The sequence below is a fragment of the Streptomyces sp. NPDC079020 genome (genome assembly GCF_044542225.1).
GTDB lineage: Bacteria > Actinomycetota > Actinomycetes > Streptomycetales > Streptomycetaceae > Streptomyces.
In genome coordinates this window covers 184892-207180 of record NZ_JBITUB010000005.1, presented here as the reverse complement: position 1 = coordinate 207180, position 22289 = coordinate 184892, and the positions used below count along the sequence as shown (strand labels likewise).

22 protein-coding genes are annotated in these 22289 nt (G+C 70.4%); 14 read left to right on the top strand and 8 right to left on the bottom strand.

The genetic code is table 11. The features are described 5' to 3' along the window. The first annotated feature begins 18 nt into the window (after nucleotides 1–18). Nucleotides 19–3114: a ThuA domain-containing protein gene (locus ACIGJO_RS12740; protein ID WP_399956935.1), complete on the top strand. Its 3096-nt coding sequence runs from the start codon at nucleotides 19–21 to the stop codon at nucleotides 3112–3114. 281 nt (nucleotides 3115–3395) lie between these two features. Here the strand turns inward: ACIGJO_RS12740 and ACIGJO_RS12735 are convergent, their stop codons facing one another. Further along, the gene (locus ACIGJO_RS12735) at nucleotides 3396–4532 is read right to left on the bottom strand and encodes an aminoglycoside phosphotransferase family protein (RefSeq protein WP_399956264.1); all 1137 of its coding nucleotides are present in this window, start codon (nucleotides 4530–4532) and stop codon (nucleotides 3396–3398) included. A 231-nt stretch (nucleotides 4533–4763) separates the two neighbouring features. On the opposite strand from ACIGJO_RS12735, the gene ACIGJO_RS12730 reads away from it, so the two are divergent. Continuing rightward, complete coding sequence (locus ACIGJO_RS12730; protein ID WP_399956261.1) at nucleotides 4764–6257, top strand: hypothetical protein; 1494 nt, start codon at nucleotides 4764–4766, stop codon at nucleotides 6255–6257. A 175-nt stretch (nucleotides 6258–6432) separates the two neighbouring features. On the opposite strand, the gene ACIGJO_RS12725 is transcribed toward ACIGJO_RS12730, so the two are convergent. Next, on the bottom strand, nucleotides 6433–7875 hold the full coding sequence (locus ACIGJO_RS12725; protein WP_399956258.1) for a PP2C family protein-serine/threonine phosphatase: 1443 nt from the start codon (nucleotides 7873–7875) through the stop codon (nucleotides 6433–6435). A 423-nt stretch (nucleotides 7876–8298) separates the two neighbouring features. On the opposite strand from ACIGJO_RS12725, the gene rpmG reads away from it, so the two are divergent. Together rpmG and ACIGJO_RS12715 are read left to right on the top strand one after the other, a co-directional pair. After that, entirely contained in the window at nucleotides 8299–8463 is a 165-nt protein-coding gene (gene rpmG, locus ACIGJO_RS12720; RefSeq protein ID WP_399956255.1) for a 50S ribosomal protein L33, read from the top strand. Between the two features lie 62 nt (nucleotides 8464–8525). Then, nucleotides 8526–8786 carry a type B 50S ribosomal protein L31 gene (locus ACIGJO_RS12715; protein WP_399956252.1) on the top strand — a complete coding sequence of 87 codons (261 nt, stop codon included), beginning with the start codon at nucleotides 8526–8528 and terminating at the stop codon, nucleotides 8784–8786. A 272-nt stretch (nucleotides 8787–9058) separates the two neighbouring features. On the opposite strand, the gene ACIGJO_RS12710 is transcribed toward ACIGJO_RS12715, so the two are convergent. Further along, the gene (locus tag ACIGJO_RS12710; protein WP_399956249.1) at nucleotides 9059–9559 is read right to left on the bottom strand and encodes a tetratricopeptide repeat protein; all 501 of its coding nucleotides are present in this window, start codon (nucleotides 9557–9559) and stop codon (nucleotides 9059–9061) included. A 203-nt stretch (nucleotides 9560–9762) separates the two neighbouring features. Further along, entirely contained in the window at nucleotides 9763–11484 is a 1722-nt protein-coding gene (locus ACIGJO_RS12705) for a glycoside hydrolase family 6 protein (protein ID WP_399956246.1), read from the bottom strand. Between the two features lie 943 nt (nucleotides 11485–12427). Between ACIGJO_RS12705 and ACIGJO_RS12700 the strand changes: the two genes are divergently transcribed. From ACIGJO_RS12700 to lepB, 9 genes are all read left to right on the top strand, one after another. Beyond that, nucleotides 12428–13216, top strand: coding sequence for a DUF4389 domain-containing protein (locus tag ACIGJO_RS12700; RefSeq protein WP_399956244.1), 789 nt, complete (start codon nucleotides 12428–12430; stop codon nucleotides 13214–13216). Between the two features lie 39 nt (nucleotides 13217–13255). After that, nucleotides 13256–13822 carry a DinB family protein gene (locus ACIGJO_RS12695; RefSeq protein WP_399956241.1) on the top strand — a complete coding sequence of 189 codons (567 nt, stop codon included), beginning with the start codon at nucleotides 13256–13258 and terminating at the stop codon, nucleotides 13820–13822. A 346-nt stretch (nucleotides 13823–14168) separates the two neighbouring features. Beyond that, complete coding sequence (locus tag ACIGJO_RS12690) at nucleotides 14169–14684, top strand: lytic polysaccharide monooxygenase auxiliary activity family 9 protein (protein WP_399956238.1); 516 nt, start codon at nucleotides 14169–14171, stop codon at nucleotides 14682–14684. Between the two features lie 156 nt (nucleotides 14685–14840). Then, the gene (locus tag ACIGJO_RS12685; RefSeq protein WP_399956236.1) at nucleotides 14841–15518 is read left to right on the top strand and encodes a TNT domain-containing protein; all 678 of its coding nucleotides are present in this window, start codon (nucleotides 14841–14843) and stop codon (nucleotides 15516–15518) included. A 6-nt stretch (nucleotides 15519–15524) separates the two neighbouring features. Continuing rightward, on the top strand, nucleotides 15525–15758 hold the full coding sequence (locus ACIGJO_RS12680) for a hypothetical protein (protein WP_399956234.1): 234 nt from the start codon (nucleotides 15525–15527) through the stop codon (nucleotides 15756–15758). 218 nt (nucleotides 15759–15976) lie between these two features. After that, nucleotides 15977–17002, top strand: a complete 1026-nt coding sequence (locus ACIGJO_RS12675; RefSeq protein WP_399956232.1) for an alpha/beta fold hydrolase — start codon at nucleotides 15977–15979, stop codon at nucleotides 17000–17002. A gap of 107 nt (nucleotides 17003–17109) precedes the next feature. After that, the gene (locus tag ACIGJO_RS12670; RefSeq protein WP_399956230.1) at nucleotides 17110–17619 is read left to right on the top strand and encodes a DUF664 domain-containing protein; all 510 of its coding nucleotides are present in this window, start codon (nucleotides 17110–17112) and stop codon (nucleotides 17617–17619) included. 131 nt (nucleotides 17620–17750) lie between these two features. Beyond that, nucleotides 17751–18062, top strand: coding sequence for a hypothetical protein (locus ACIGJO_RS12665; RefSeq protein ID WP_399956228.1), 312 nt, complete (start codon nucleotides 17751–17753; stop codon nucleotides 18060–18062). A gap of 164 nt (nucleotides 18063–18226) precedes the next feature. After that, complete coding sequence (lepB, locus tag ACIGJO_RS12660) at nucleotides 18227–19003, top strand: signal peptidase I (protein ID WP_399956226.1); 777 nt, start codon at nucleotides 18227–18229, stop codon at nucleotides 19001–19003. A 32-nt stretch (nucleotides 19004–19035) separates the two neighbouring features. On the opposite strand, the gene ACIGJO_RS12655 is transcribed toward lepB, so the two are convergent. From ACIGJO_RS12655 to ACIGJO_RS12645, 3 genes are all read right to left on the bottom strand, one after another. Next, the gene (locus ACIGJO_RS12655) at nucleotides 19036–19527 is read right to left on the bottom strand and encodes a DUF1877 family protein (protein WP_399956223.1); all 492 of its coding nucleotides are present in this window, start codon (nucleotides 19525–19527) and stop codon (nucleotides 19036–19038) included. Between the two features lie 63 nt (nucleotides 19528–19590). Continuing rightward, nucleotides 19591–20028 carry a protein-tyrosine phosphatase family protein gene (locus tag ACIGJO_RS12650; RefSeq protein WP_399956220.1) on the bottom strand — a complete coding sequence of 146 codons (438 nt, stop codon included), beginning with the start codon at nucleotides 20026–20028 and terminating at the stop codon, nucleotides 19591–19593. A 345-nt stretch (nucleotides 20029–20373) separates the two neighbouring features. Continuing rightward, nucleotides 20374–20622 carry a DUF6296 family protein gene (locus ACIGJO_RS12645; protein WP_399956217.1) on the bottom strand — a complete coding sequence of 83 codons (249 nt, stop codon included), beginning with the start codon at nucleotides 20620–20622 and terminating at the stop codon, nucleotides 20374–20376. 252 nt (nucleotides 20623–20874) lie between these two features. Here ACIGJO_RS12645 and ACIGJO_RS12640 point away from each other — a divergent pair, with 252 nt between their 5' ends. Then, nucleotides 20875–21669, top strand: a complete 795-nt coding sequence (locus ACIGJO_RS12640) for a PepSY domain-containing protein (protein ID WP_399956214.1) — start codon at nucleotides 20875–20877, stop codon at nucleotides 21667–21669. Between the two features lie 96 nt (nucleotides 21670–21765). Here the strand turns inward: ACIGJO_RS12640 and ACIGJO_RS12635 are convergent, their stop codons facing one another. Further along, entirely contained in the window at nucleotides 21766–22260 is a 495-nt protein-coding gene (locus ACIGJO_RS12635; protein ID WP_399956211.1) for a GNAT family N-acetyltransferase, read from the bottom strand. Nucleotides 22261–22289 lie beyond the last annotated feature (29 nt).

Genomic DNA, 22289 nt, shown 5'->3' with positions numbered 1-22289 from the left:
AAATGTCATGCTCGTGACATACGGAGAGCGCTGATCGCCACGGCCGGCGCCCTGCTCCTCACCCTGACCGCGCTGCCGGCCGGCGCGGCGACCACCGGCAAGGCACCCGCCTTCGACGTCCTGCTCTTCACCCGTGCCGCGGGCTACGTCCACGCCTCCATCCCCGCCGGCATCCAGATGTTCAAGGAGGAGGCGGCGGAGAACAACTTCTCCCTCGTCGAGACCGCCGACCCCGCGGTCTTCGACGACGAGAAGCTCAAGAAGTTCGACGCCGTCGTCATGCTGCAGAACTCCGGCATGGTGTGGGACACCGAAGCCCAGCGCGAAGCGATGCGTACCTACGTACAGGGCGGCGGCGGAATCGTCGCCCTCCACAACACCCTCGACATGGGAGTCGAGCAGGAGTTTCCCTGGTGGGACGAGGTCATCAACGGCGGCGCGCACATGCCCGCCCACTCGCCCGGCGTCCTGAAGGGCACCGCCAAGGTGGCCGACCGCGTCCACCCCTCCACCGCCGGTCTCCCCGAACGCTGGGAGCGCCCCGAGGAGTGGTACAACTTCGACGCCAACCCGCGCGGCGACGTCCATGTCCTGGTCACCGCCGACGAGACCACCTATGACCCGGGCGGCTCCGCCATGGGCGCCGACCACCCCATCTCCTGGTGCCGCAACACCGAGGGCGGCCGGGTCTGGGCCACCGCCATGGGCCACGACAGCCCCGCGTACACCGAAGCCGCCTTCCGTGACCACGTCGTCGGCGGACTCAAGTGGGCCGCGGGGAACAAGCCCGGCGACTGTGGCGGCACCGTGTGGAACGGCTACGAGAAGGTCACCCTCGACGACAACACCGCCGATCCGATGGAACTGGACGTCGCCAAGGACGGCCGGGTCTTCTACATCCAGCGCAGCGGTGAGGTGAAGGTCTTCGACCCCGCCACCCACGCCACCACCACCGCCGGAAAGCTCGACGTCTACGGCGGCGGCGAGGACGGCCTCGTCGGGATGGAACTCGACCCGGACTTCACGAAGAACCACTGGATCTACCTCTACTACGCCCCCGCGGGCGCCGCACAGGACGTCAACCGGCTCTCCCGCTTCACGGTCAAGGGCAACACCCTCGACCTCACCAGCGAGAAGAAACTCATCGACGTCCCCGCCTACCGCGACCGCACCTTCCCCGAACCGGGCCACACCGGCGGCGCCGTCGAGTTCGGCCCCGGCCGCACCCTCTACCTGGGCGTCGGCGACGACACCCCGCCCAACCTCGATCCGGACTGGCAGGGTTACGCCCCGCTCGACTGGCGCGAGGGCAAGGAGATGCTCGACGCCGCCCGTACCGCCGGCAACACCGACGACCTGCGCGGCAAGATCCTGCGCATCCGGCCTACCGACGCGGGCGGCTACACCATCCCCAAGGGCAACCTCTTCGCCGAGGGAACCGCGGACACCCGCCCCGAGATCTACGCCATGGGCTTCCGCAACCCGTTCCGCTTCACCGTCGACCCGAAGACCGGGTACGTCCACGCCTCCGACTACGGCCCCGACCGCGGACTGCCCACCACCGACCGCGGACCCGAGGGCCTCGTCGAGTACAACGTCATCAAGAAGGCCGGGAACTTCGGCTGGCCGTTCTGCCACGGCAACAACCAGGCGTACGCCCCCTACAATCCGGACACGGAGGAGGTCGGCCCCAAGTTCGACTGCGTCAAGCCCGTCAACGCCTCACCGAACAACACCGGGCTGCGCGAACTCCCCGCGGTCCAGCAGCCGGAGATCTGGTATGGATACGGCGCCTCCCCGGAGTTTCCCGAGGTCGGCAGCGGCGGCTCGGCCCCGATGAGCGGACCGGTCTACCACTACGACAGCAAGAACCCCTCCACCACCAAGTTCCCCGCCTACTTCGAGGGCGCGAGCTTCTTCTACGAGTGGGCGCGCGACTACGTCAAGGAAGTCCGCTTCGACAAGAACCACAAGGTCCTGAAGATCAACGACTTCCTGTCCTCGCAGAAGTTCAACAAGCCGATGGACATGACGTTCGGCCCCGACGGCTCGCTGTACGTCCTCGAATGGGGCTCCTCCTTCGGCGGCGGCAACAACGACTCGGGGCTCTACCGCGTCGACTACGCCCAGGGGCAGCGCGTCCCGGTCGCCAAGGCCACCGCCTCCGCGACCGACGGCCCCGTGCCGCTGAAGGTCGACTTCTCCGCCGAGGGCAGCAGCGACCCCGACGGCGACGCGCTCGGCTACGCCTGGGACTTCGACGGCGACGGCACCTACGACTCCACCGAGCCCGCGCCCAGCCACACCTACACCGTCAAGGGCGACTACACGGCCCAGCTGAAGGTCACCGACTCCAGCGGCAAGTCCGGCTACGCCAACATCCCTGTCACGGCGGGCAACACCGCCCCCGAGGTCACCATCGACTTCCCCGTCAGCGGCAGACTCATCGAGTTCGGCGACAGGATCCCGTACAGGATCACCGTCACCGACCCCGAGGACGGCCCGGTCGACTGCGCCAAGGTCACCGTCAACCCGGCCCTCGGCCACGACGACCACGAGCACCCCACCACCGACATCCCCGGCTGCGAGGGCACCGTGGACACCGGTGACCTGGGCGGCCACCCCGAGGGCGCCGACCTCACCTACGTACTCAACGCCAAGTACACCGACAAGGGCGGCGACGGTGTCCCGGCCCTGACCGGCTACGGGCGATCGGTGCTCCAGCCCCGGCACAAGCAGGCCGAGTACTACGACGCCCAGTCCGGCACCCGGATCGTCACCCAGGAAGGCGCCGAGAACGGCAAACGGATCGGGGACATCTCCGACGGTGACTGGGTCGCCTTCGACCCGATGAGCGTCGAGGGCATCGCCACCGTCAGCTACACCCTCTCCTCGCCCAACGGCGTGGGCGCGGTCGAACTCCGCGCGGACGCCCCGGACGGCACCCTGCTCGCCACCACCCCTGTTCCCGACACCGGAGGCTGGGACACCTACCGGGCCACGCCACCCGTTCCCGTCCAGGCACTGACCGGAACCCACAAGCTCTATCTGGTCTTCACCTCGCCGCAGGACAATTCCTTCGACGTGGACGCGGTGGACTTCGCGACCGGCTGACACCTGACACGAGCTGCCAGGAAGCTGCCAACTTCCGGGCGACATCAGGGCCTGGCTGTCAGGTCCGGGCTTTTTCGCCAGGCCTGATGCAGGGTACTGACAGCGGCTCTGACATCGGCCTGGCAGCCGGCGCCGGGCAACGAACAGCGCGCTGCGGGACCGGTGTGTCGGCACCGGCCCCGCAGCGCGCTTCCCCGCCGCTCCGGTCCTGCTCCCGCGGTCCTGTTTCCCGCTCCGCGTCCCCCCGCGGGAAACAGGACCGCGCAACTGCCGCGGTCCGCTCAGCGGGTGCCGACCGCCGCCCGCACGGCCCGCCGCGCCATGGCGCAGTCGTCGTGCAGCCTGCGCAGCAGCAGCCGCTGCTCCTCGCCCGAGAAGTGCGGACCCGGCCGGTCCTGGGCGGCACCCGCCGGCGCCGCCTCGCGCATGGTGCGCTGCACGGCCGTCTCGTACTGCCGGATCTCCCGGGTCAGCACGAGCATCAGGTTCACCAGGAACGCGTCGCGCGCCGCCGGTCCCGCGGCCTGCGCCAGCTGACTGATCTGCCGCCGCGCCACCGGTGCGTCACCGAGCACTGCCCACAGCGTCGCCAGGTCGTAGCCCGGCAGATACCAGCCCGCGTGTTCCCAGTCCACCAGCACCGGGCCGGTGGGCGACAGCAGGATGTTGGAGAGCAGCGCGTCGCCGTGGCAGAACTGCCCCATGCCCTGCCGTCCGCCCGCGTGCGCCAGACCGTGCAGCAGCTTCTGCAGATCCCCCAGATCGCGGTCGGTGAACAGACCGAGCTCGTGATAGCGGGCGATCCGCGAGGCGTAGTCCAGCGGTGCCTCGAACAGACCGGGCGGCGGACGCCAGGCGTTGACCCGGCTGATCGCGCCGAGCGCGGCCCGCACATCCGCCCGGGGCGGGGCCTCGGAGGGGTGCCTCGTCAGGGCGGCGACCCGGCCGGGCATCCGCTCGATGACCAGGGTGCAGTTCTCCGGGTCCGCCGCGATCAGCCTGGGCACCCGAACCGGTGGGCGGTGCCGGACGAACGCGCGGTACGCAGCTATTTCGTGCCGGAACCGTTCCGTCCATGCCGGGGAGTGGTCCAGTAAGCACTTGGCCACGGCCGTGGCCCGGCCGGTGGTGCCGACGATCAGGACCGAACGGCCGCTGCGGCGCAGCACCTGGACCGGGTTGAACTCGGGGCAGATGCGCTGCACCGAGACGATGGCCATGCGCACCTGCGCGCCCTGTGGCCCGGACAGGTCGATCCTTCCGCTGAGCGGCCCGGCGCCCGGTCCCCCCGCCCGCCGCGGCCGGCCCAGCACCGGCGTCGGCGCACCGGAGTGGGGAGCGAGATACGGACCGCCCCCCGCTCCCATGGGTCGGATCGGCCGGGGCGGGGCGGACACGGAGGACGATGCTGTGTACATGGGCGAAACAGATCCCTTCGCGCGCCGACAGATTGCGTGCGCCGCCCCGGCCGGCGGCCGTTCGGCACCCTGGGGAGTACCGAGGGCTGCCGGGCGGGGTGGCGCGTTCCTACCTGACACCGGGCTGCGGGTGGCAGACCATCTGGCGTGCCCTGGCGAACCCTGGCGAATAGTCGACCCGCATCTGACAGGGGGTTAGTGTCAAGTCAGCCGAGAACCTGGGGGCTTGATGTGACCGGAGTACCCAACACCCGTCTTTCCGACCTGTTCGGCCTGGCCGGCTGGTCCAAGGGCGAACTCGCGAGAATGGTGAACCGGCAGGCGGCGGCCATGGGCCACCCCCAGCTGGCGACCGACACCTCGCGGGTCAGGCGCTGGATCGACATGGGGGAATCCCCGCGTGATCCCGTGCCCGAAGTGCTGGCGGCCCTGTTCACCGAGCGGCTCGGCCGTGTCGTGACCATCGAGGACCTCGGGTTCGGCCGACGCGGGCGTGTGGGGAAACGGCGCGACTCCGGGACGGACAAGAATCCCGACGGATTGCCGTGGGCGCCCGAACGGACGGCAGCGGTCCTCACCGAATTCACGGGAATGGACCTCATGCTCAACCGACGCGGCTTGGTGGGGGCGGGCGCCGCGCTCGCCGCCGGATCAGCCATCACCGGCGCCATGCACGACTGGCTGCACAGCGACCCCGCTCCGGCGGCCGATGTGCCACGCACCGACGACCCCCCGCACGCGGAGCCGGCCGGTTTCGACCGGTACGAGGCGGCACCCGTCGGGTCCCAGGAGATCGAGGCCCTGGAGCACTCGGTCCAGGTGTTCCGCGCCTGGGACGCCGCCCGGGGCGGCGGACTGCAGCGCAAGGCGGTCGTGGGCCAGCTCAACGAGGTGGGGGGCATGCTCTCCTACCGCCACCCCGACCATCTCCAGCGGCGGCTGTGGGGTGTCGCCGCCGATCTCGCCGTGCTCGCGGGCTGGATGTCCCACGACGTCGGTCTCGAACCCACGGCCCAGAAGTACTTCGTCATCGCCGCCCACGCGGCCCGTGAGGGCGGCGACCGGCCGCGCGCCGGGGAAGCACTCTCCCGGGCAGCCCGTCAGATGGTGCACCTGGGCCGGCCCGACGAGGCACTCAACCTGATGAAGCTCGCGAAGTCGGGATCCGGCGATGAGGTGCTGCCCCGCACCCAGGCGATGCTGCACACCATCGAGGCCTGGGCACAGGCCGCCCTGGGGCGTGGCCAGGCCATGCGGCGGACACTGGGCGAGGCCGAGGAGTTCTTCGTCTCGGACAAGGGTGATGTGCCGCCCCCCAGTTGGATGCAGATGTTCGACGAGGCCGATATGCACGGCATGCAGGCGCTCGCCTTCCGCACGCTGGCCGAGCACGATCCGGCGGTCGCCGCCCTGGCCCAGCGCCATGCGAAGGAAGCCCTGGAGCTGCGGATCGACGGACGCCAGCGGTCCAAGATCTTCGACTACATCTCGCTCGCCTCGGCCTGCTTCATCGCCGACGATCCGGAGCAGGCCGACCGGTACGCCCGGCACGCCCTGCAGTCGATGGGGGAGACCTCCTCGCACCGCACCTGGGACCGGCTCCACGAGATGTACCGGCTCACCGACCGGTTCACGGGTGACGCGCGCATTCAGCACCTGCGTGAGGAGATCGAACAACTGATGCCGCAGACCGCCACCAGGAAGGTCAGGAGTTCCCGGATCTGATCCGGCGCGTCCGATCCCGGGACGCCGTCCGAACCCGTTGCGCCGTCACCGGCCGCGCACCCTGCTGCCCGTACTCGCTCCGACCTCCCGTTTCCCTCCACTCATCGCTCGTACACCCACCGGCGTCCGGCACCGGACTCCGGCATCGGCGGGCCTCACACCGATCCTCGCTCCGTCATGCCCCGATGCGGGCAATCAGCACACACGCGTCGTCCAGGCGCTCGGTCCCGCCGAACTCCTCGACGACGGTCCGTACGCACTCCTGTGCCGTGCGGGTCCGTGCGAACCGGGGCGCGAGGCCGAGCAGGGCTTCCGGACCCGCACTCCGGTCGCTGCGCCGGGTCAGTCCGTCGGTGTGCAGAACGAGCACGTCACCGGGCAGCAGGCGCACGTCCTCCTGCTCGTAGGTGACCCCGGACGCCGCTCCGAGCAGCACCCCGTCCGGCGGGGGCAGCGGGCGCCCCGTTCCGCCGCGGAACAGCAGCGGTGCGGGGTGGCCCGCCTGTGCCCAGCTGAGGATGCCGGTCGCGCGGTCGAACCGGCAGCACAACGCGCTGCCCAGCGCGGGCTGTATCGACGATTCGAGCAGCTGGTTGAGGTGGCCCATCAGGGCTCCCGGATCAATACCGGCCACCGCCATGCCCCGCAGTGCGCCGAGCATCATCGCCATGGCGGAGGTGGCGGGGATGCCGTGGCCGGTCAGATCGCCGACGGTGAGCAGGGTCCTGCCGTCGGGCAGCTCCATCGCGTCGTACCAGTCGCCGCCGATGAGGCTGCTCGATTCCGACGGCAGATAGTGGGCCGCGACGTCCAGTGCGCCCGGTCCCTGCTGGGGGAGGCGTAAGGATCCGGGCCACGGGGGCAGCACCGCCTCCTGCAGTTCGACCGCCATCCGGTGTTCGGTGCGGACGATGTGCTCGCGGCGGCGGACCGAGTCTCGGGTCCGGCCGACCGTCCGCTCACCGCGGCGCAGCTCGCTCACGTCGCGCAGTACGGCCCACATGGAGGCCGTGCAGCCCTCGGAGTCGAGGACGGGTTCGCCCATCATGTGCAGCGTCCGTGTCCGGCCGTCCGGCCGCAGTACGTGGAACTCTCCGTCTATCGGCTTTCCGTCGACGAGGCAGTCCGTCACCATCGCGGTCAGCAGCGGCTGGTCCTCGGGGGGGAGCACGGAGGGCAGCTCGTCGAGCGAGAGCGGCCCCGCTCCGGGCTCCCTGCCGAAGATGCGGTACAGCTCCTCGGACCAGCTGACCTCGTCGGTGAGGAGGTTCCACTCGGCGCTGCCCACCCTGCCCACGAGCGACCCCGGCCGTGGTGCGGCAGGCGCCCCGGGTCCGGGGAGGTCCGGCTCGGGCGCGGCGCCGTCGGCGCTTCTCGCCGGCGGGCCCGCTCTCAGCTGCCCCAGATGCTCGTCGAGATCGTCGAGGTGGATGACCGCCAGATCGCACAGGGCGCGCTGCCAGCGCAGCTGGGGATCGTCCTCGCCGATCACCGCGGAGCCCCGCCGCACGGCGTCCACGTCTCCGCGCAGCCGCCGGGTCCGGTCGATCAGCGCGTCGACGGCATCGTGTTCGGGAAACCGCGGGGCGGGGCGGTCCGCGAAGAGAGGGGACGGCATCTCGAACTCCGATACAGGCGCGGCGCGGCCAGTTCTGAAGGGTGGACCGAAGACGACTGTTGCACAGGCGACGGGAGGCCGTAAGGGATTTGGCAACACTCGATACGTTGTTGCGCCTGGCATATGCCATGGGCTCTGTGGAGCGGTGGCTCGCCGAACACCCTTGCCTCCGTAGGGAGGTTGACGCAAGTCGCCCGGCGTGCACCACCTCGTCGCACGCCCGCGCAGGCGGTCCCCACGCGGTGTGCGACCGGGAGCCCGGGGCATATGCGATTGGTGGGGCCCGCCGTACGGGTGGGCGGCCGGGGTGTCGGGTGCCGTGCGCGGGAATGCGGACGTGGGTGCTCGCGTTACCTCACCAGAACGAAAACGACACCCATTCCTGATACGGGGTGGGGTCGCCGTACATGTCGGGAGGTGCCCATGGCACGCAGTGAAGCCAGGCCCGTAGTCACTCTCCGCTCGACCGCCGGAACCGGTCACAGCTATGTGACGCGCAAGAGCCGCCGCAATGACCCGGACCGCCTGGAGCTGCGCAAGTTCGACCCGGTCGCGGGGCGGCATGTCCTGTTCCGTGAGGCTCGCTGAGCGTCCGCGAGGCCGCACGCCCCTATGTACGCCACCGCCTCCCGCAGTGAGGAAGGAATCCCATGAAGTCCCGTATTCACCCCGTCTCCCGTCCCGTGGTCTTCCGCGACCGCGCTGCCGGAGTGGCCTTCCTGACCCGTTCGACCGCCGACGCCGAGCGGCGGGTGGAGTGGGAGGACGGCAACGTCTACCCGGTCATCGATGTGGAGACCTCGTCCGCGAGCCATCCGTTCTACACCGGCGCACGTCAGGTGCTGGACACGGCCGGCCGGATCGAGCAGTTCCACCGTCGCTACGGCACGGCCGCGCGGACCGGTGGCTGACGGCTCCGGGACGTCCGTGCTCCGGATCACACCGGGGGTGCGGGTTCCCGGGAACGCCGCCAGATGGTTTATCGTTCATCTATAAGTGGGAGTGAGGGGCACAGCGCCCCCAGGCCGCATCCGTGGCCCTCGGGGAAGACCGTCCGTGAAGCCCCGGGGAGCCCTCCGCCGAGAGGCGGCCGGCCGTCACCCCCGCGCACAAGCCGCCCCGGCTGGATTCCCCCGATCCGGCCGGGGCTTCCCCATGCCGTCGGACGTGCGCGGTCTCGCGGTCACACGGTCTCGTGGAGATCCTTCGCGTATGCCCCGATGGCCCGCCGGTAGCGGCGTACGGACTCGTCGTCGCTGGTCGCGGCGACCAGCTCCAGCAGGATCCGCATCGCCTCGTGGTGCTCATCGGTGTTGAACAGGGCCATCGAGAGGAACGTCCTGAGCGCGCCGTCGTCCGGAAACTCCGACACGCCCCGGCGCAGCGTCTCCACCGCCTGCCCGTATCTGCCCAGCACCCGGTAGGTGCTGCCGAGACCGAGCAGTGCGCCGCGACGGTCCTCCGCGGAGAGGTCCGTGCCGCGCAGGCACCGCTCGTAGTACGGCACCGCCTCGGCCTCCAGACCGAGCGTGTCGTGGACCCACGCGGTCTGGTAGGCCACCTCGGCGTCGTCCGGGAATTCGGCCGTGAGGGAGAGGAGGCGTGTCCGGGCCTCCTCGGGCCGCCCCTCCGTGCGCAGCCGCACGGCTTCGGCCAGGAGGTCTTCCTTGTTCTGTGAGTTCATCCGGCAATCGTCGCAGGCGTGATCCGGCCAACCGGGCGCAGGCTGTGTCACCGGATGAGAAGGGGGCGCGAGCCGGGTGGAGCCGGGCGGCGCTCGCCCGGCGGCCGGGGTCCGACAGCTCCGGCCCCTCCGGCGGTATCCGCCCCGTGCGCCTCGCTTCGGGGCGGACACCGCCGGTCGACGGCGCTGTGTTCGGACGGCTCCTAGAGCGCCGGGTGGGCGTTCTTCATGAGCTCCTGGAACTGGGCGGAGAACCACCGCCCGGAGATCGGGGCGTCCGGCAGCGCGCCGGACATGTTGTTGCCGTTGCGGACGTTGCCCGGATATGTGGGGTCGCACATCCGGTCGAAGCCCTTGCCCTCCTCGTTCGGGATCTCCTTGCTGGAGCCGTCGGACTCGCCCGGCGGCTTCATCCAGACGTAGGCGTCGATTCCCGCTTCGGGTGCCGCCTGGGGCCGCTCACCGAGGCCCGCCCCGGACTGGTTGCACCAGTTGCCCATGTGGATGCGCCGGTCGTAGCGGCCGCCGTCGACGTATGTGTCCACGCTGGTGGTCGCGCCCGGTCCGGTGGGGCGTGCCGTGCCGCCCCAGCCGTTGCGGGAGGTGTCGATCAGCATCCCGATGCCCGGGGCGAAGCCGACCGAGACGAGCTTGGTGCGGAAGGCCTGGGCGAAGGACAGTTCGTCGGTGTAGCGGTTCCAGTCGACCCACTTCGACTGGCGTACGGAGGTTCCGTTGACGGAGTCGCCGATGGTGAAGTTCTCCTCCTTGAGTGCGCTGTAGTTGGCCGTGTTGGTGATGAAGCCGTGCACGTCGCCGACCGTGGCACCCTCGGCGGTCGCCGCCTGCTTGAAGGTGTCGGCCGACGGGGAGAAGTTGTCGTCCCAGCCGATCCAGCCGTGGTGCCCGGCGTCGATGTAGTTGTAGACGTTGGGCGCGTCACCGAGCTTGTTCAGGGCGTAGCCGACGCCCTTCACGTAGTTCCCGTTGGCCTTCATCGTGTCGCAGGCGGGGGTGGCGGTCGGGCGGCTGCCGGTGTTGGTGACCAGGTTCGGCAGGGAATCGATCTCGACCGTGGTGACGATGCGCAGCCCCGCGTACTTCGCGTCGCCGAGGATCGCCGCTATCGGATCGATGTACTCCGTCTTGTACCGGCCCAGATCGTTCGGTCCGAGCTCGCCGTTGGAGGCCGGCGCCGCGCAGTCCCGGCCGGGCAGGTTGTAGATGACGAGCTGGACGACGAGTTCGCCGTCACCCTTCTGCGCCAGGGCCTCGTCCAGGTGGTCGCGCAGTCCCATCCCGCCGTTGACGCCCTCGATGGCGGCGGTCCGGTCGAGCCAGACCCCGGTGGGCTCGTCGGCGATACGGCCGCCGCCGGGCTCTGCGGCAGCCTTCGCCGCCCACTCCGGGTTCACATAGACCCGGGCGCCCGCGTACGGGTTGTCGGCGCGGGAGGTGGGATCGGTGGGATCGACCGGGCCCGTGGGGTCGGCGTTACACGTCACACCGTTCAGCTTGAACGCCGCGGGGACGGCGCTGGTGCGGCCGGCCGTCGCGTTGAACCCGAAGGTGGCGGAGGCGCCGGAGGCGAGGGCGCCGTTGTACGAGACGTTCTTCGCGGTGACGGCCGTGCCGCTCTGCGAGACGGCGGCGTTCCAGCCCTGGGTGACCTGCTCGCCACCGGCGAACGTCCACTCCAACTGCCAGCCGGAGAGCGCCTCGCCGGTGTTGGTGACGCTGACGGCGCTGGTGAACCCGCCGTTCCACTGGTTCTGGATCGTGTAGTCGACGGTGCATCCGGACGCCGCGGCGGAGGCCCCGTAGGGAGTGGCGGCGGCGGTGCCCGCTGCCGCGGCGACGAGCGCCGCCGCGGCGACGAGGGACGTACGTGATCGGCGCAGTGTGGTGCGGCTCGTGCGGCTCATACGCATTCCGTTTCCTCAGCTGTCGAGGGCGCGCAGATGATCACGCGGCCCGATTCCGTACGGGATGGGGGTTCCTTCGCGGTAACTGATCAAGGACGGGCCCGAGGCGTGGTCCCAGGTGTTCCGCGGCCGTCCGGGCGGGGGAGGGCCCGCAGTCGCCGAACCACCGCATGACCCGTTCGGCGAAGCCGTGGGAGCGGGTGCTCCCGCCGGACCCGCCCGCGACGGCAGGGCCGTCGAGGAGGGCGCGGCCTGTGCGCACATGAAGCCGGCGGAGGTGCGGTCCACCGTGCGGGCAGGGAGCGAACCGGAGGCGGAGACCGTGGGCGCGGCGGTGGGACCGGCCGTGCTGAGCACTGCCCTCGGGGCAGCGCGAAGAGGCGCCGTACATGCGGTTGGGTGCGGGGGATGTCGCATGAGCGACTCCTCGCAGTTCGGACGTGTCCCCTACGACACATCGACTGATGGAACCGCTCCCACTGGTGGGGCATGACGTTAGGGCGTCATGAGGTGTCGGTCAATACACACGTTCTGATCTGTCGCTATCGAATTTATTCGACTCTTCAACTCTCTTGACGCCCTTTCCCCCTGTCCCCATGATGGGAGCGCTCCCACTGGTTCAAGGCTTGTGCTCAGCCCCGCACGCCCCTCATGTTGCCGAGCCGCGAGGAGACATCCGCGCATGCCTTCGGAAAACGCACGAAGACCATGGTTGCCGAGGAGATCCGGCACAACCGGAACGAGAACCCGCCGGCCGGGGCCCTCCCGGTGCACGCGCCCCTCAGCCGTGAGCCACGTCCCCGTGTCCGCGGCCGGGCCGACCGGGTGGAGCGGGGGCACCCGTTCGGCCCGTGGCCGATTGCGCGCCCGTCCCCCCGGCCGGAGCGTGGGGTGATGTCGTACGCGTGGATGCCGTACGGATCACCTGCCGAGGAGACGCGACATGGCCGAAGGCCAGTGGAGCCCGGGGCGTGCCTCGGGGGACGCGGGCGAGTTCCAGCCCGTCCTGGACATCATCGAACCGACGCGCCAGCGCCGGCTGACCGTGCTCCTGCGACTGCTGCTGCTCATCCCGCACTTCATCGTGCTGGTCTTCCTGTACATCGCGGCCATGGTCACCGTCGTCGTGGGCTGGTTCGCCGCCCTGGTGCTGGGGCGGCTGCCGCAGCCCGTGTTCCGCTTCCTCTCCGGATACCTCGGCTACCACGTACGCGTCTTTGCGAGCGAGATGCTGCTCATCGACCGCTACCCGCCGTTCGCGCTGACACCGCCGCCGGACTATCCGGCGCGGATCGAGGTGCGGCCCACCGACCTCAACCGGCTCGCTGTCCTGTTCCGGGTGTTCCTGATGATCCCGGCGGCGGTCGTGCAGGGTCTGGCCGTGGCCGGCTGGTTCGCGGTGTCCTTCGTGTGGTGGCTGGTCACGCTGATCCTCGGCCGGATGCCCCGGCCGCTGTTCGAGGCGACGGCGGCCGTGCTGCGCTACCAGACGAGGTTCCACGCCTACGCGATGATGCTCACCCCGGCCTACCCGAAGGGCTTCTTCGGCGACGACGACCTCTCCGTGCTGACCGGGCACACGCGCTCCGCCACCCGGCCGCTGGTCATGAGCGGGGCGGGCAAGGCGCTGCTGGTGTTTTTCCTGGTGGTCGGACTCGCCGGCAGCATCAGCTCGTCCGTGAGCGGGACCTGGTCCGACGGGAGCGACGACTACCGCATGAGCCGCCCGTGAGGCTCGCGCGAGCGGCCGCCCGCAGGGCATGATCACGTGATGACATGGACCGCACCCGAAACATTCAGTACGCCCGGCACCCGCGCGGCGGGTGAGCGCAAGGCACTCGCCGATCTGCTCACCGACGGCTCCCTCGTGGCGGGGGAGCGCGAGACGCTGGCCGGCTTCCTCGACAACTTCCGCGGATCGCTGCTGAAGAAGTGCGCGGGTCTCACGGGGGAGCAGCTCGCCGAACGGACCGTGGAGCCGTCCAACCTCACCCTGCTCGGCCTGGTCCGGCACATGGCGAAGGTCGAACGCACCTGGTTCCGCGAGCGGTTCGCCGGGCAGACGCTCCCTCCGATGTACGACGCGGCCAAGGGCAAGGACGCGGACTTCGAGGACCTGGACCCCGGCCGGGCCGGTGAGGACTACGACCGCCTGCTGGAGGAGATACACCTGGCCGACGAGGCGATCGCCGACGCGTCCCTGGACGACACCTTCGTCCACCTCGGCACCGAATACTCGCTGCGCCTGGTCCACGTCCATATGATCTCGGAGTACGCCCGTCACGTCGGCCACGCCGATCTGATCAGGGAGAGCCTGGACGGTGTCACGGGCAGCTGACCCGTCCGGACCCGGCCCGGACCGGCATGCGGCCGTCGCCGCCATCGCGAGCGCGTCGCACCGGTCCACCCCGAACCACCGGCCCCGGCCGCCACGGGCGAGCCCCCGACGCGTGGCCGGAATTCCACCGCCCCGCCCCACGGCGCCCTTGACGCGCAGACGGCCGTCAGTATGGTCTAGTCCAAGTGCAAGGCCTTTTCGGACAGTTGAGATCCGGAACCGTCCTTAGTGGTTCTTGCCGTGCCCTTCGCGCCCTCTTGGCCCCACACTCGCGAGGCCGCACCGCCGAAGCCGGGTCACCCCACGGCCCACCACCGCTCGGCGCGGTCTCATGTGAAGGAGAAGCATGCACGCGAAAAGGAAGACCGCCCTCGCCGTCGGTGCCGTACTCGCGCCGGTACTCGCCCTGAGCCTCCCGACGAGTTCCGCCAGTGCCCACGGCTACATCTCCTCGCCCCCCAGCAGGCAGGCGCAGTGCGCGGCCGGAACCATCAGCTGCGGTGAGATCAAGTACGAGCCGCAGAGCGTGGAGGGCCCCAAGGGGCTCACCAGCTGCAGCGGCGGCAACGGCAGGTTCGCCGAACTCAACGACGACTCCAAGGGCTGGAAGGTCAGCCCGGTGAGCCGTAGCCAGTCCTTCCAGTGGACGCTCACCGCCCGGCACTCCACGAGCACCTGGCAGTACTACGCGAACGGTCAGAAGATCGCCGAGTTCAACGACAACGGTGCCCAGCCGGGCGCGACCGTCACGCATCAGGTCAACTTCGGCAGCCACACCGGCAGGCAGAAGGTCCTCGCGGTCTGGAACATCGCCGACACCGCGAACGCCTTCTACGCGTGCATCGACGTGAACGTCAGCTGAGGCCGGTCCGGACCGCTGCCCGGCCGGAAGTCCCGGCCGGGCAGCGGTGCTGTGCGGCATGGCCGAAAAGCGGCATGGCGCCACTGCGTCAAGTGATTGAACGGTTACCCTTCGTCAGCTGTCTGATTGATCATCAGTGCCCGAGGGGACTTCTGAATGAACCGCATGCGTACCGTACTTGCCGCGCTCGGCATCACCGCCGGCATGATCACGGCACCTGCCGCCGGCGCCGCGCCGCAGCCCGAGAACAGGGCACCGGCAGTCTCGGCCCGGCACGAACCCTGCACCGGAGAGTTCCAGGGTGACGCCCGGCTCGGCCCCAAGTGGCTGCCCAACAAGAACCTGGCCCCTGTCGGACCGCTCCTGAAGGGGTACAAGCGCACCGGCACGCTGTCATCCCAGGCCTTCCTGAAGAAGTACTGGGAAGGGCCCGCGGACACCGGAAGCTGGAAGTACCCGCCCAACGACGGCTTCGGCGAGGTCAACGGCGCGATCGACAAGGAGCCCGCCAAGCTGCGCCCCGGCCAGCGTCTGGACCGCTTCGGATCCGAGTACGGCGGCTACCTGGCGCCGGCCGGGGACGCCTACGCCGAGCGGGCACTGCCGCCGCAGAACCTCAACACCCGTGACGCGGCGGTGCCCTGCGACTACCGCGTCTACAAGGTCGCCAAGCCGTTCTGGGTGTGGCAGGGCAGCATCGCGCCCTGGTTCGAGCAGCCCGGTGGCGGCCAGCAGATCAAGCTCGACGCCGTCTTCCTGGACCCGGGGGAGGGGCAGCGGCTGAATGTGAAGTGGCTGCTGGACCACGACTACCTCAAGCCCGCGGGCGTCTGACGCCCCGTGGACCGAAGGGAACTGGGGGCGGTGCTCGCCGCGGCAGGTGTGCCCGACGGTTACTACCGCATCGAGGGTGTGCACGAGCCGGTGCCCACACCCCCGGACTTCCTGTTCCTCCGGCGGACGGACGGCGGGGCGTGGGAGACCGGGGCGTACGAACGCGGTGTGTACGACGTCATCGCCCGCCACCCTGACGAAGCGGCGGCCTGCGCGCATCTGCACCTCCTGCTCGTCTGAACCCGCTGCTCGTCTGAACCCGCTGCCCGCTGCCCGCTGCCAGGTCGCTGGCCGGGTGCGGGTGGTGGTCCGGCATCGGATTTGCCGGACCGGCAAGAATCCTTGCTCCGGCCGTCCCCGCCCCGAATGATCGGGGCGGCGCGGCGCGGCGCGGCACACCGGGCCGGGCGCCCCGTTCACCGCCACCGTCCCGGGGCCGGGACACCCGAGGAGGACGTATGCCGAACCCCACCCCCTCGACCCCGCTGCCGAAGATGGACCGGGTGTGGCCCTCCACGGCGGTCCCCGGGGCCGTCCATCGCCTGCTGGAGGGCCCCGGAGGCCGCGTCCACCTGGTCGAGCAGGGCACCGGTCCGCTCGTTCTGCTCGTCCACGGCTTCCCCGAATCCTGGTACTCCTGGCGCCACCAGCTCCCCGCGGTCGCCGCCGCGGGGTTCCGGGCGGTGGCCATCGACGTACGCGGCTACGGCCGCTCGTCCAAGCCCGCGGCCGTGGAGGCCTACCGGATGCTCGATCTGGTGGCCGACAACGCCGGGACCGTACGTGCCCTGGGCGAGGAGACCGCCGTCGTCATCGGCCACGACTGGGGCTCCGCCGTCGCGGCCAACAGCGCACTGCTGAGGCCGGACATCTTCACAGCCGTGGGAATGCTCAGCGTCCCGTACGCACCCCGCGACGGCCACCGCCCCACCGACGGCTTCGCGCGGATCGGCGGCGACGAGGAGTTCTACGTCAGCTACTTCCAGACACCCGGCCGGGCCGAGGCCGAGATCGAGGCGGACGTACGCGGCTGGCTCACCGGCTTCTACACCGGGCTCTCCGGCGAGGCCCATGTGCCGCAGGACCACACCGGCCTCTTCTTCGTCCCCCCGGGCGGTAAGCTCTCCGACCGGTTCCCCGGCGGGCCGCCGCCCTCCTGGCTCACCGAGGCCGACCTCGACGTCTACAGCGGCGAGTTCGAACGCACCGGCCTGAGCGGTGCACTCAACCGCTACCGCAACGTCGACCGGGACTGGTCGGATCTCGCCCCCTGGGACGGGGCGCCCATCACCCGGCCCGCGCTCTTCATCGGGGGCGGGCTCGACGCTTCCACCACCTGGATGGCCGACGCGATCAGCGCCTTCCCCACCACCGTGCCCGCCCTGAGCGCCGCGCACATCCTCGAAGGCTGCGGACACTGGATCCAGCAGGAACGGGCCGACGACGTCAACCGCCTGCTGACCGACTGGCTGCGCGGCCTGTAGCCCCGGGGTCCCGGGCCCCGGCCCCACCGTCCGTCCGCGCCGCCCGGTGTCCATGGCCGGCCATGCCCAGGGCTGCGCCCGCCGTGCCCACGGGGCATGGTGAGCGTATGAACATCGCAGGCTTGCTGGACGACGCCTTCGACCGCATCCGGGAAGCGGTGCATGGGGCGGTCGAAGGGCTCTCGCCCGACGACCTCAACGCGCGGCTCGACGACGGCGCGAACTCGATCGCGTGGCTGATCTGGCACCTCGCGCGGGTCCAGGACGACCACATCGCCGAGGCGGCCGGGACCGAGCAGGTCTGGCTCGCCCAGGAGTGGTCCGCCCGGTTCGCCCTGCCCTTCGAGGAAAGGGCGACCGGATACGGCCACAGCGACGGAGAGGTCGCAGCCGTGCGTGTGCCGTCGGCGGAACTGCTCCTCGGGTACTACGACGCCGTGCACGAACAGACCCTCGCCTTCATCCGCGGGCTGAACGGCCATGCGCTCGACCGGGTCGTCGACGAGGGCTGGTCACCCCCGGTGACCCTGGGTGTGCGGCTGGTCAGCGTGCTCGCCGAGGGGCTCCAGCACGCCGGTCAGGCCGCGTTCGTGCGGGGTTCGCTGCAACGCTCGTAGCCCTGCGTACAAAGGCGCATCGGATCGCACAGAAGCCCCGGTCCGCACATCCATGCGAGTTCGGTGGTCCGGTGTCATACTGGGAAACCAGTCTGCTGGAACGACTGTCCTTGGCCGAAAGGCGACACGTCATGAGCTGGGCATCGTGGACGACCAGCGGTGTCTTCGCGGGAACCGGCGGAGTCCGCACCGAAGAGGTAGGCATTCTGAGCGGCGATCTGACCGTCCACACCACATGGTCCGACGGACAGGCGGCGGTGGCGGTGCAGTACAGCGGCTCCTCGGACTGGTTCACCCTGGCGGGCAGCCCCGTGCCGTGCTCCTCCGAGGAGGAGAGCCGTACGTTCCACCAGAGCGTGGTGGAGGCGGTACGCGCCGGAGCGGGCGCCACCGTCCCGGGGACCGGGACCACGGCCGAGCCGCCCCCGCCGCCGGCCGACTGATCACTGTCCCCTCCGATTCGCCCGTCCCCGGCCGGTTCGCCCGTTCCCGGGCCTCTGTCCCGGCCGTCCCCGGCGTGCGCTGCCGCGGCGATCACGCCATAGAGTGACCCCCGGGCCGCTTCCGGTACGGGGCAGGCGGTGGACACGGGGCGGGGAGCGGCGACATGGTGCTGGCGGGGGCACGGCGGACGGGGACGAAGAAGCAGCGGCCGTTCTGGGTGGAGCTCCCGCTGCTCATCGGGATCGCGCTGGTACTCGCCCTGCTCATCAAGACGTTTCTGCTGCAGGCGTTCTCGATCCCTTCGGAATCCATGCAGAACACCCTGCAGAAGGGCGACCGAGTACTGGTCGACAAGCTGACGCCGTGGTTCGGATCGGAACCCGGGCGTGGCGAGGTCGTCGTCTTCCGGGACCCGGCCAACTGGCTCGACGGTGTGCCCGTCGACAAGCCCAACACGGTGCAGAAGGTGCTGGGTTTCGTCGGTGTGATGCCGTCGGCCGAGGAGAAGAACCTCATCAAGCGCGTGATCGGTGTCGGCGGGGACACCGTGGAATGCGCGGGCGACGGTCCTGTGAAGGTCAATGGCAGGCCGCTGGACGAACCGTATGTGTTCCCGGGCAACTCCGCGTGCAGCAACGACGACGGCGGCCGGTTCAAGGTCACCGTGCCGGCCGGCCGGCTCTGGGTCATGGGGGACCACCGGCAGGCTTCGGAGGACTCCCGCTATCACCAGGACGACCCCCACGGCGGAATGGTCCCGGTCGACGACGTGGTGGGCCGCGCCGTCCTGGTCGCCTGGCCGGTCGACCGCTGGAGCACGCTTCCGGTGCCCGGCACGTTCGAGCAGGCGGGTGCGGCGGCCGCCGCGTACCCGGGCGGGCCGGCCCTCGCCGGCGCTCTGTCGCTCGTACTGATCCGCAGGCGCCGCGTGAACCGCTGACCGCACCACTGACTGCCGGGGCCAGGTTTCGGCTACTGGTCGACGGTGAAGATCGCCGCCCGCCGCGCCCGTGCCGCCTCCTGGTAGAAGTCCCGCAGATCGGGCAGGAAGGCGAGTGCGTACTCGATGTCGTCCTCGCCGCCGCTTCCCTGGTAATCGGGGAACGTGAGGGCGGCGAAACGCTCTCGGAGCCACTCCTCGTCGAGGGGCGCCAGAGCTCGGGCGATGTCATGGACCTGATCGGCGTCGACGTACGAGATGATGTAGTCGTCGCCTTGGTGGAGCAGGATGCCTCCGAGGACGGCGTGCGAGAGCGGGTACTCGCCCCCCTCGAAGGTCAGGCTGCCGTCCGTCAGACAGCGGTGCAGGACGTCCCAGGACTTGTCCAGTTCCATCAGCCACGCCACGTCCCAGCCCTCTTCGACCGTTTCGACGCATTCCCTCGCCGCCGCATCGCCCCCGGCCGCCAACAGCCTTTCGGCGTCCGAGGTTTCCAGTGCGAAGAGGACTCCACGACAAGCCATGTGTTTGCTCCCGGCAGACGGTATTCGGTTCCCGCTGCGGATCCAACCACACGGTGGCGGGTGCTACTCCGCCTGCCCGAAGCGCCGTACGTATCGGCGCTGCCACGGGGTCTCCACCGCGCGCGGGTGGTAGTGGTCACGGACGAAGGCCACGGCCCGGTCCGAGGGAACACCGTCCAGGACCGCCAGACAGGCCAGTGCGGTTCCCGTGCGCCCCATGCCGCCTTCGCACGCGACCTCGACCCGCTCGTGGTCCGCCCGGCGCCACACCTCTTCGAGGAGCTCCCGCGCCTGCCGGCGGTCGGCGGGGAGCCGGAAGTCCGGCCAGCGGAGCCAGCGGGACTCCCAGGGAACGGGCGGCGGCAGGCGGCCCAGGAGATAGACGCCGAACTCCGGTTCCGGCCCGTCAGGACGGGGGCGGCGCAGGCCGCGTCCCCGTACGAGCCGTCCGGAGGGAAGGCGGACAACGGCACGGTCGGTTGTGCTCCAGGTCTCGGTCACGCGGCCAATCTAGAGGCTGTCAGCCGGCGAAAGCACCGCGGGCGGCGCGGCCGGTCCGTCCCCGTACGGCTTCCAGCGGGGACCCCGCTTCGGCCGTTGTGCTCTCGGGACCGGCCGCGTCGGCCATGGTGAGGTGCCGCCGAGACCGCGCGGGAGACATGGACGCCCCCTGCCGCGGGCACCGGCACACTCTGCGTTGGCCCGCCCCCACGCGCGCACCACCTCCATGCCCCGGCTCTCGACGGGGCGGGCGTCCTGGGCCCGAGACCCGTATCGGCGGTGATGAGCAGGTCGACTTCGCCCGGTTCTCCGAAGCGGGCGAAGTGCTCCCGCCGGCGTTCGCCGTCAGTGTGCGGGAGGGCTCCCCTGACTCAGCGGCCGGGCCAGCAACGGAACACCGGGAACCTGATGCCCGCCGCTCGCCAGCATGCGCACCTCACCGCGGTCACTGATCTCCGCGCGGACGATTCCGGTCTCGTCCTCGTAGACCGGGTACCCGCCGGCCCCGTCCCGGGCGGTCAGCCGCACGATGACCACATCGTCCTCGGCACCGAACGACTGGAAGATCAGTTCGTAACTCTCCGGATATTCCATGACCGCCTCCCGACCGGGCCGCGGCGACAGGAGCCGGCGCCCGTCCCGTCCATTGTTTCCCACCTGCGCGCGCCCCGCCCGGGGAAGGCCGTCCCGGTACGGGGTGCCGCACCGCTCAGGGCGTGTACGGGCGCCGGGAGGACGGCCAACGGGCGGAGAGGGCCGGTCGATCGGGTGACTCCGGCAGGTCGGTCAACATGACTGATCGCCGGGAGGGCTAGGCATGCGCGTATGAGACTTGAGCCCCGACGAATGAACCGTGTTTCCCCACGTGCCCGAAACCTCCGCGTCGCAGGAGTCCTCTGCGTGGTCGCCGCCGCCGTGCTGGTGACCGGATGCGGGGCCGACGGCGACGAGACGACGGCCACGGCCACGTCCGAGGCCGCGAAGGTCGTTCCGCAGCGGACGGCCACACCGTCGAGCAGCCCGTCGAGCACGGCACAGCTGACCGAGGTCCAGAAAGAGCGGAAGCGGGTGATCGAGGCGACCAAGGTCACCTACAACAAGGCGGCCACCACAGCGGTCGGCGAGGTGGCCGGCAGCACTCTGGTCGATCTCGAACTGGACGGCCTGAACGACGACAACGATGCCAGCGCGAGCCCCAGCGGGACGGCGAGCCCGAGCGGCATGACCAGCGCCAGTCCCAGCGGCACCGCGAGCCCGAGCGGCATGACCAGCGCGAGCCCCGGCTCCGAGAAGCTGGAATGGGTCGCGGAGGTCGCCGAGAAGGACGGCACCGCGCACACCGTCCGCATCGACGCGGTCTCCGGCGAGGTGATCGAGGCCAAGGCGGACACGGATCAGGACGCCGAGGACAAGCAGCAACTGGCCACGTGGATCGCCGAGGCGACGCAGACGCCTCAGCAGGCAGCCAAGGTGGCCACGGACAAGAAGAAGGGAACGGTCACCTCGGTCGATCTGGACGACAACGACGGCAAGGGTGTCATCTGGTCGGTCGACGTGGTCGACACCGACTGGAAGATGACCACCTTCGCCGTGGACGCGAAGAACGACACCATCCTCCGTGAGGAGACCGACAAGAACTGACCCGTCGACGAGGCGACATCACGTCGGTGGTGTGCCGCGACGCCACGCCACCGACGTCCGCGGGAGCGGGCGGCATGCCGTCGCGGCACGGACGGATCAGTGGGACGGGGCGCTCAGGCCCAGCGTGTACAGGCGTCCGGGGCGGCCGTCGAACGTGGCCTCTCCCGTGGGTTCGAAGCCCGTACGGATCAGCACGGCGTGCGAGGCCGGATTGTCCAGGGTCGTGGCCGCCCGCAGGCTGGTCAGTCCGTACTCGGAGGCGGCCAGCGCGCAGACCTGCCGGACGGCGTACGTCGCCAGCCCCCGGCCGGCCGCCTCCTCGGCGATCCGGTATCCGAGCTCCGCGGACCCCTCCGCGACATCGAGCAGGTTGACCCGGCCCAGCACCGCGCCGTCGCCGTCCTCCACGAGGTGGAAGTGATGCAGCCCGGCACTCTGATCGGCGAGCAGTTCATCGTGCCGTATCCCGAAGCGCGCGAAGTAGTCGTCGCCCCGGTCCGGGATCGAAGCGGCGAAGTACGCCCGGTTGCGCTCTTCGAAGGCGAGCAGGGCGGGGCCGTGGTCGCGGCGGAGCCGGCTGATGACGATCACGCGGTGACCATACCGGCCCGGAGTGGCCG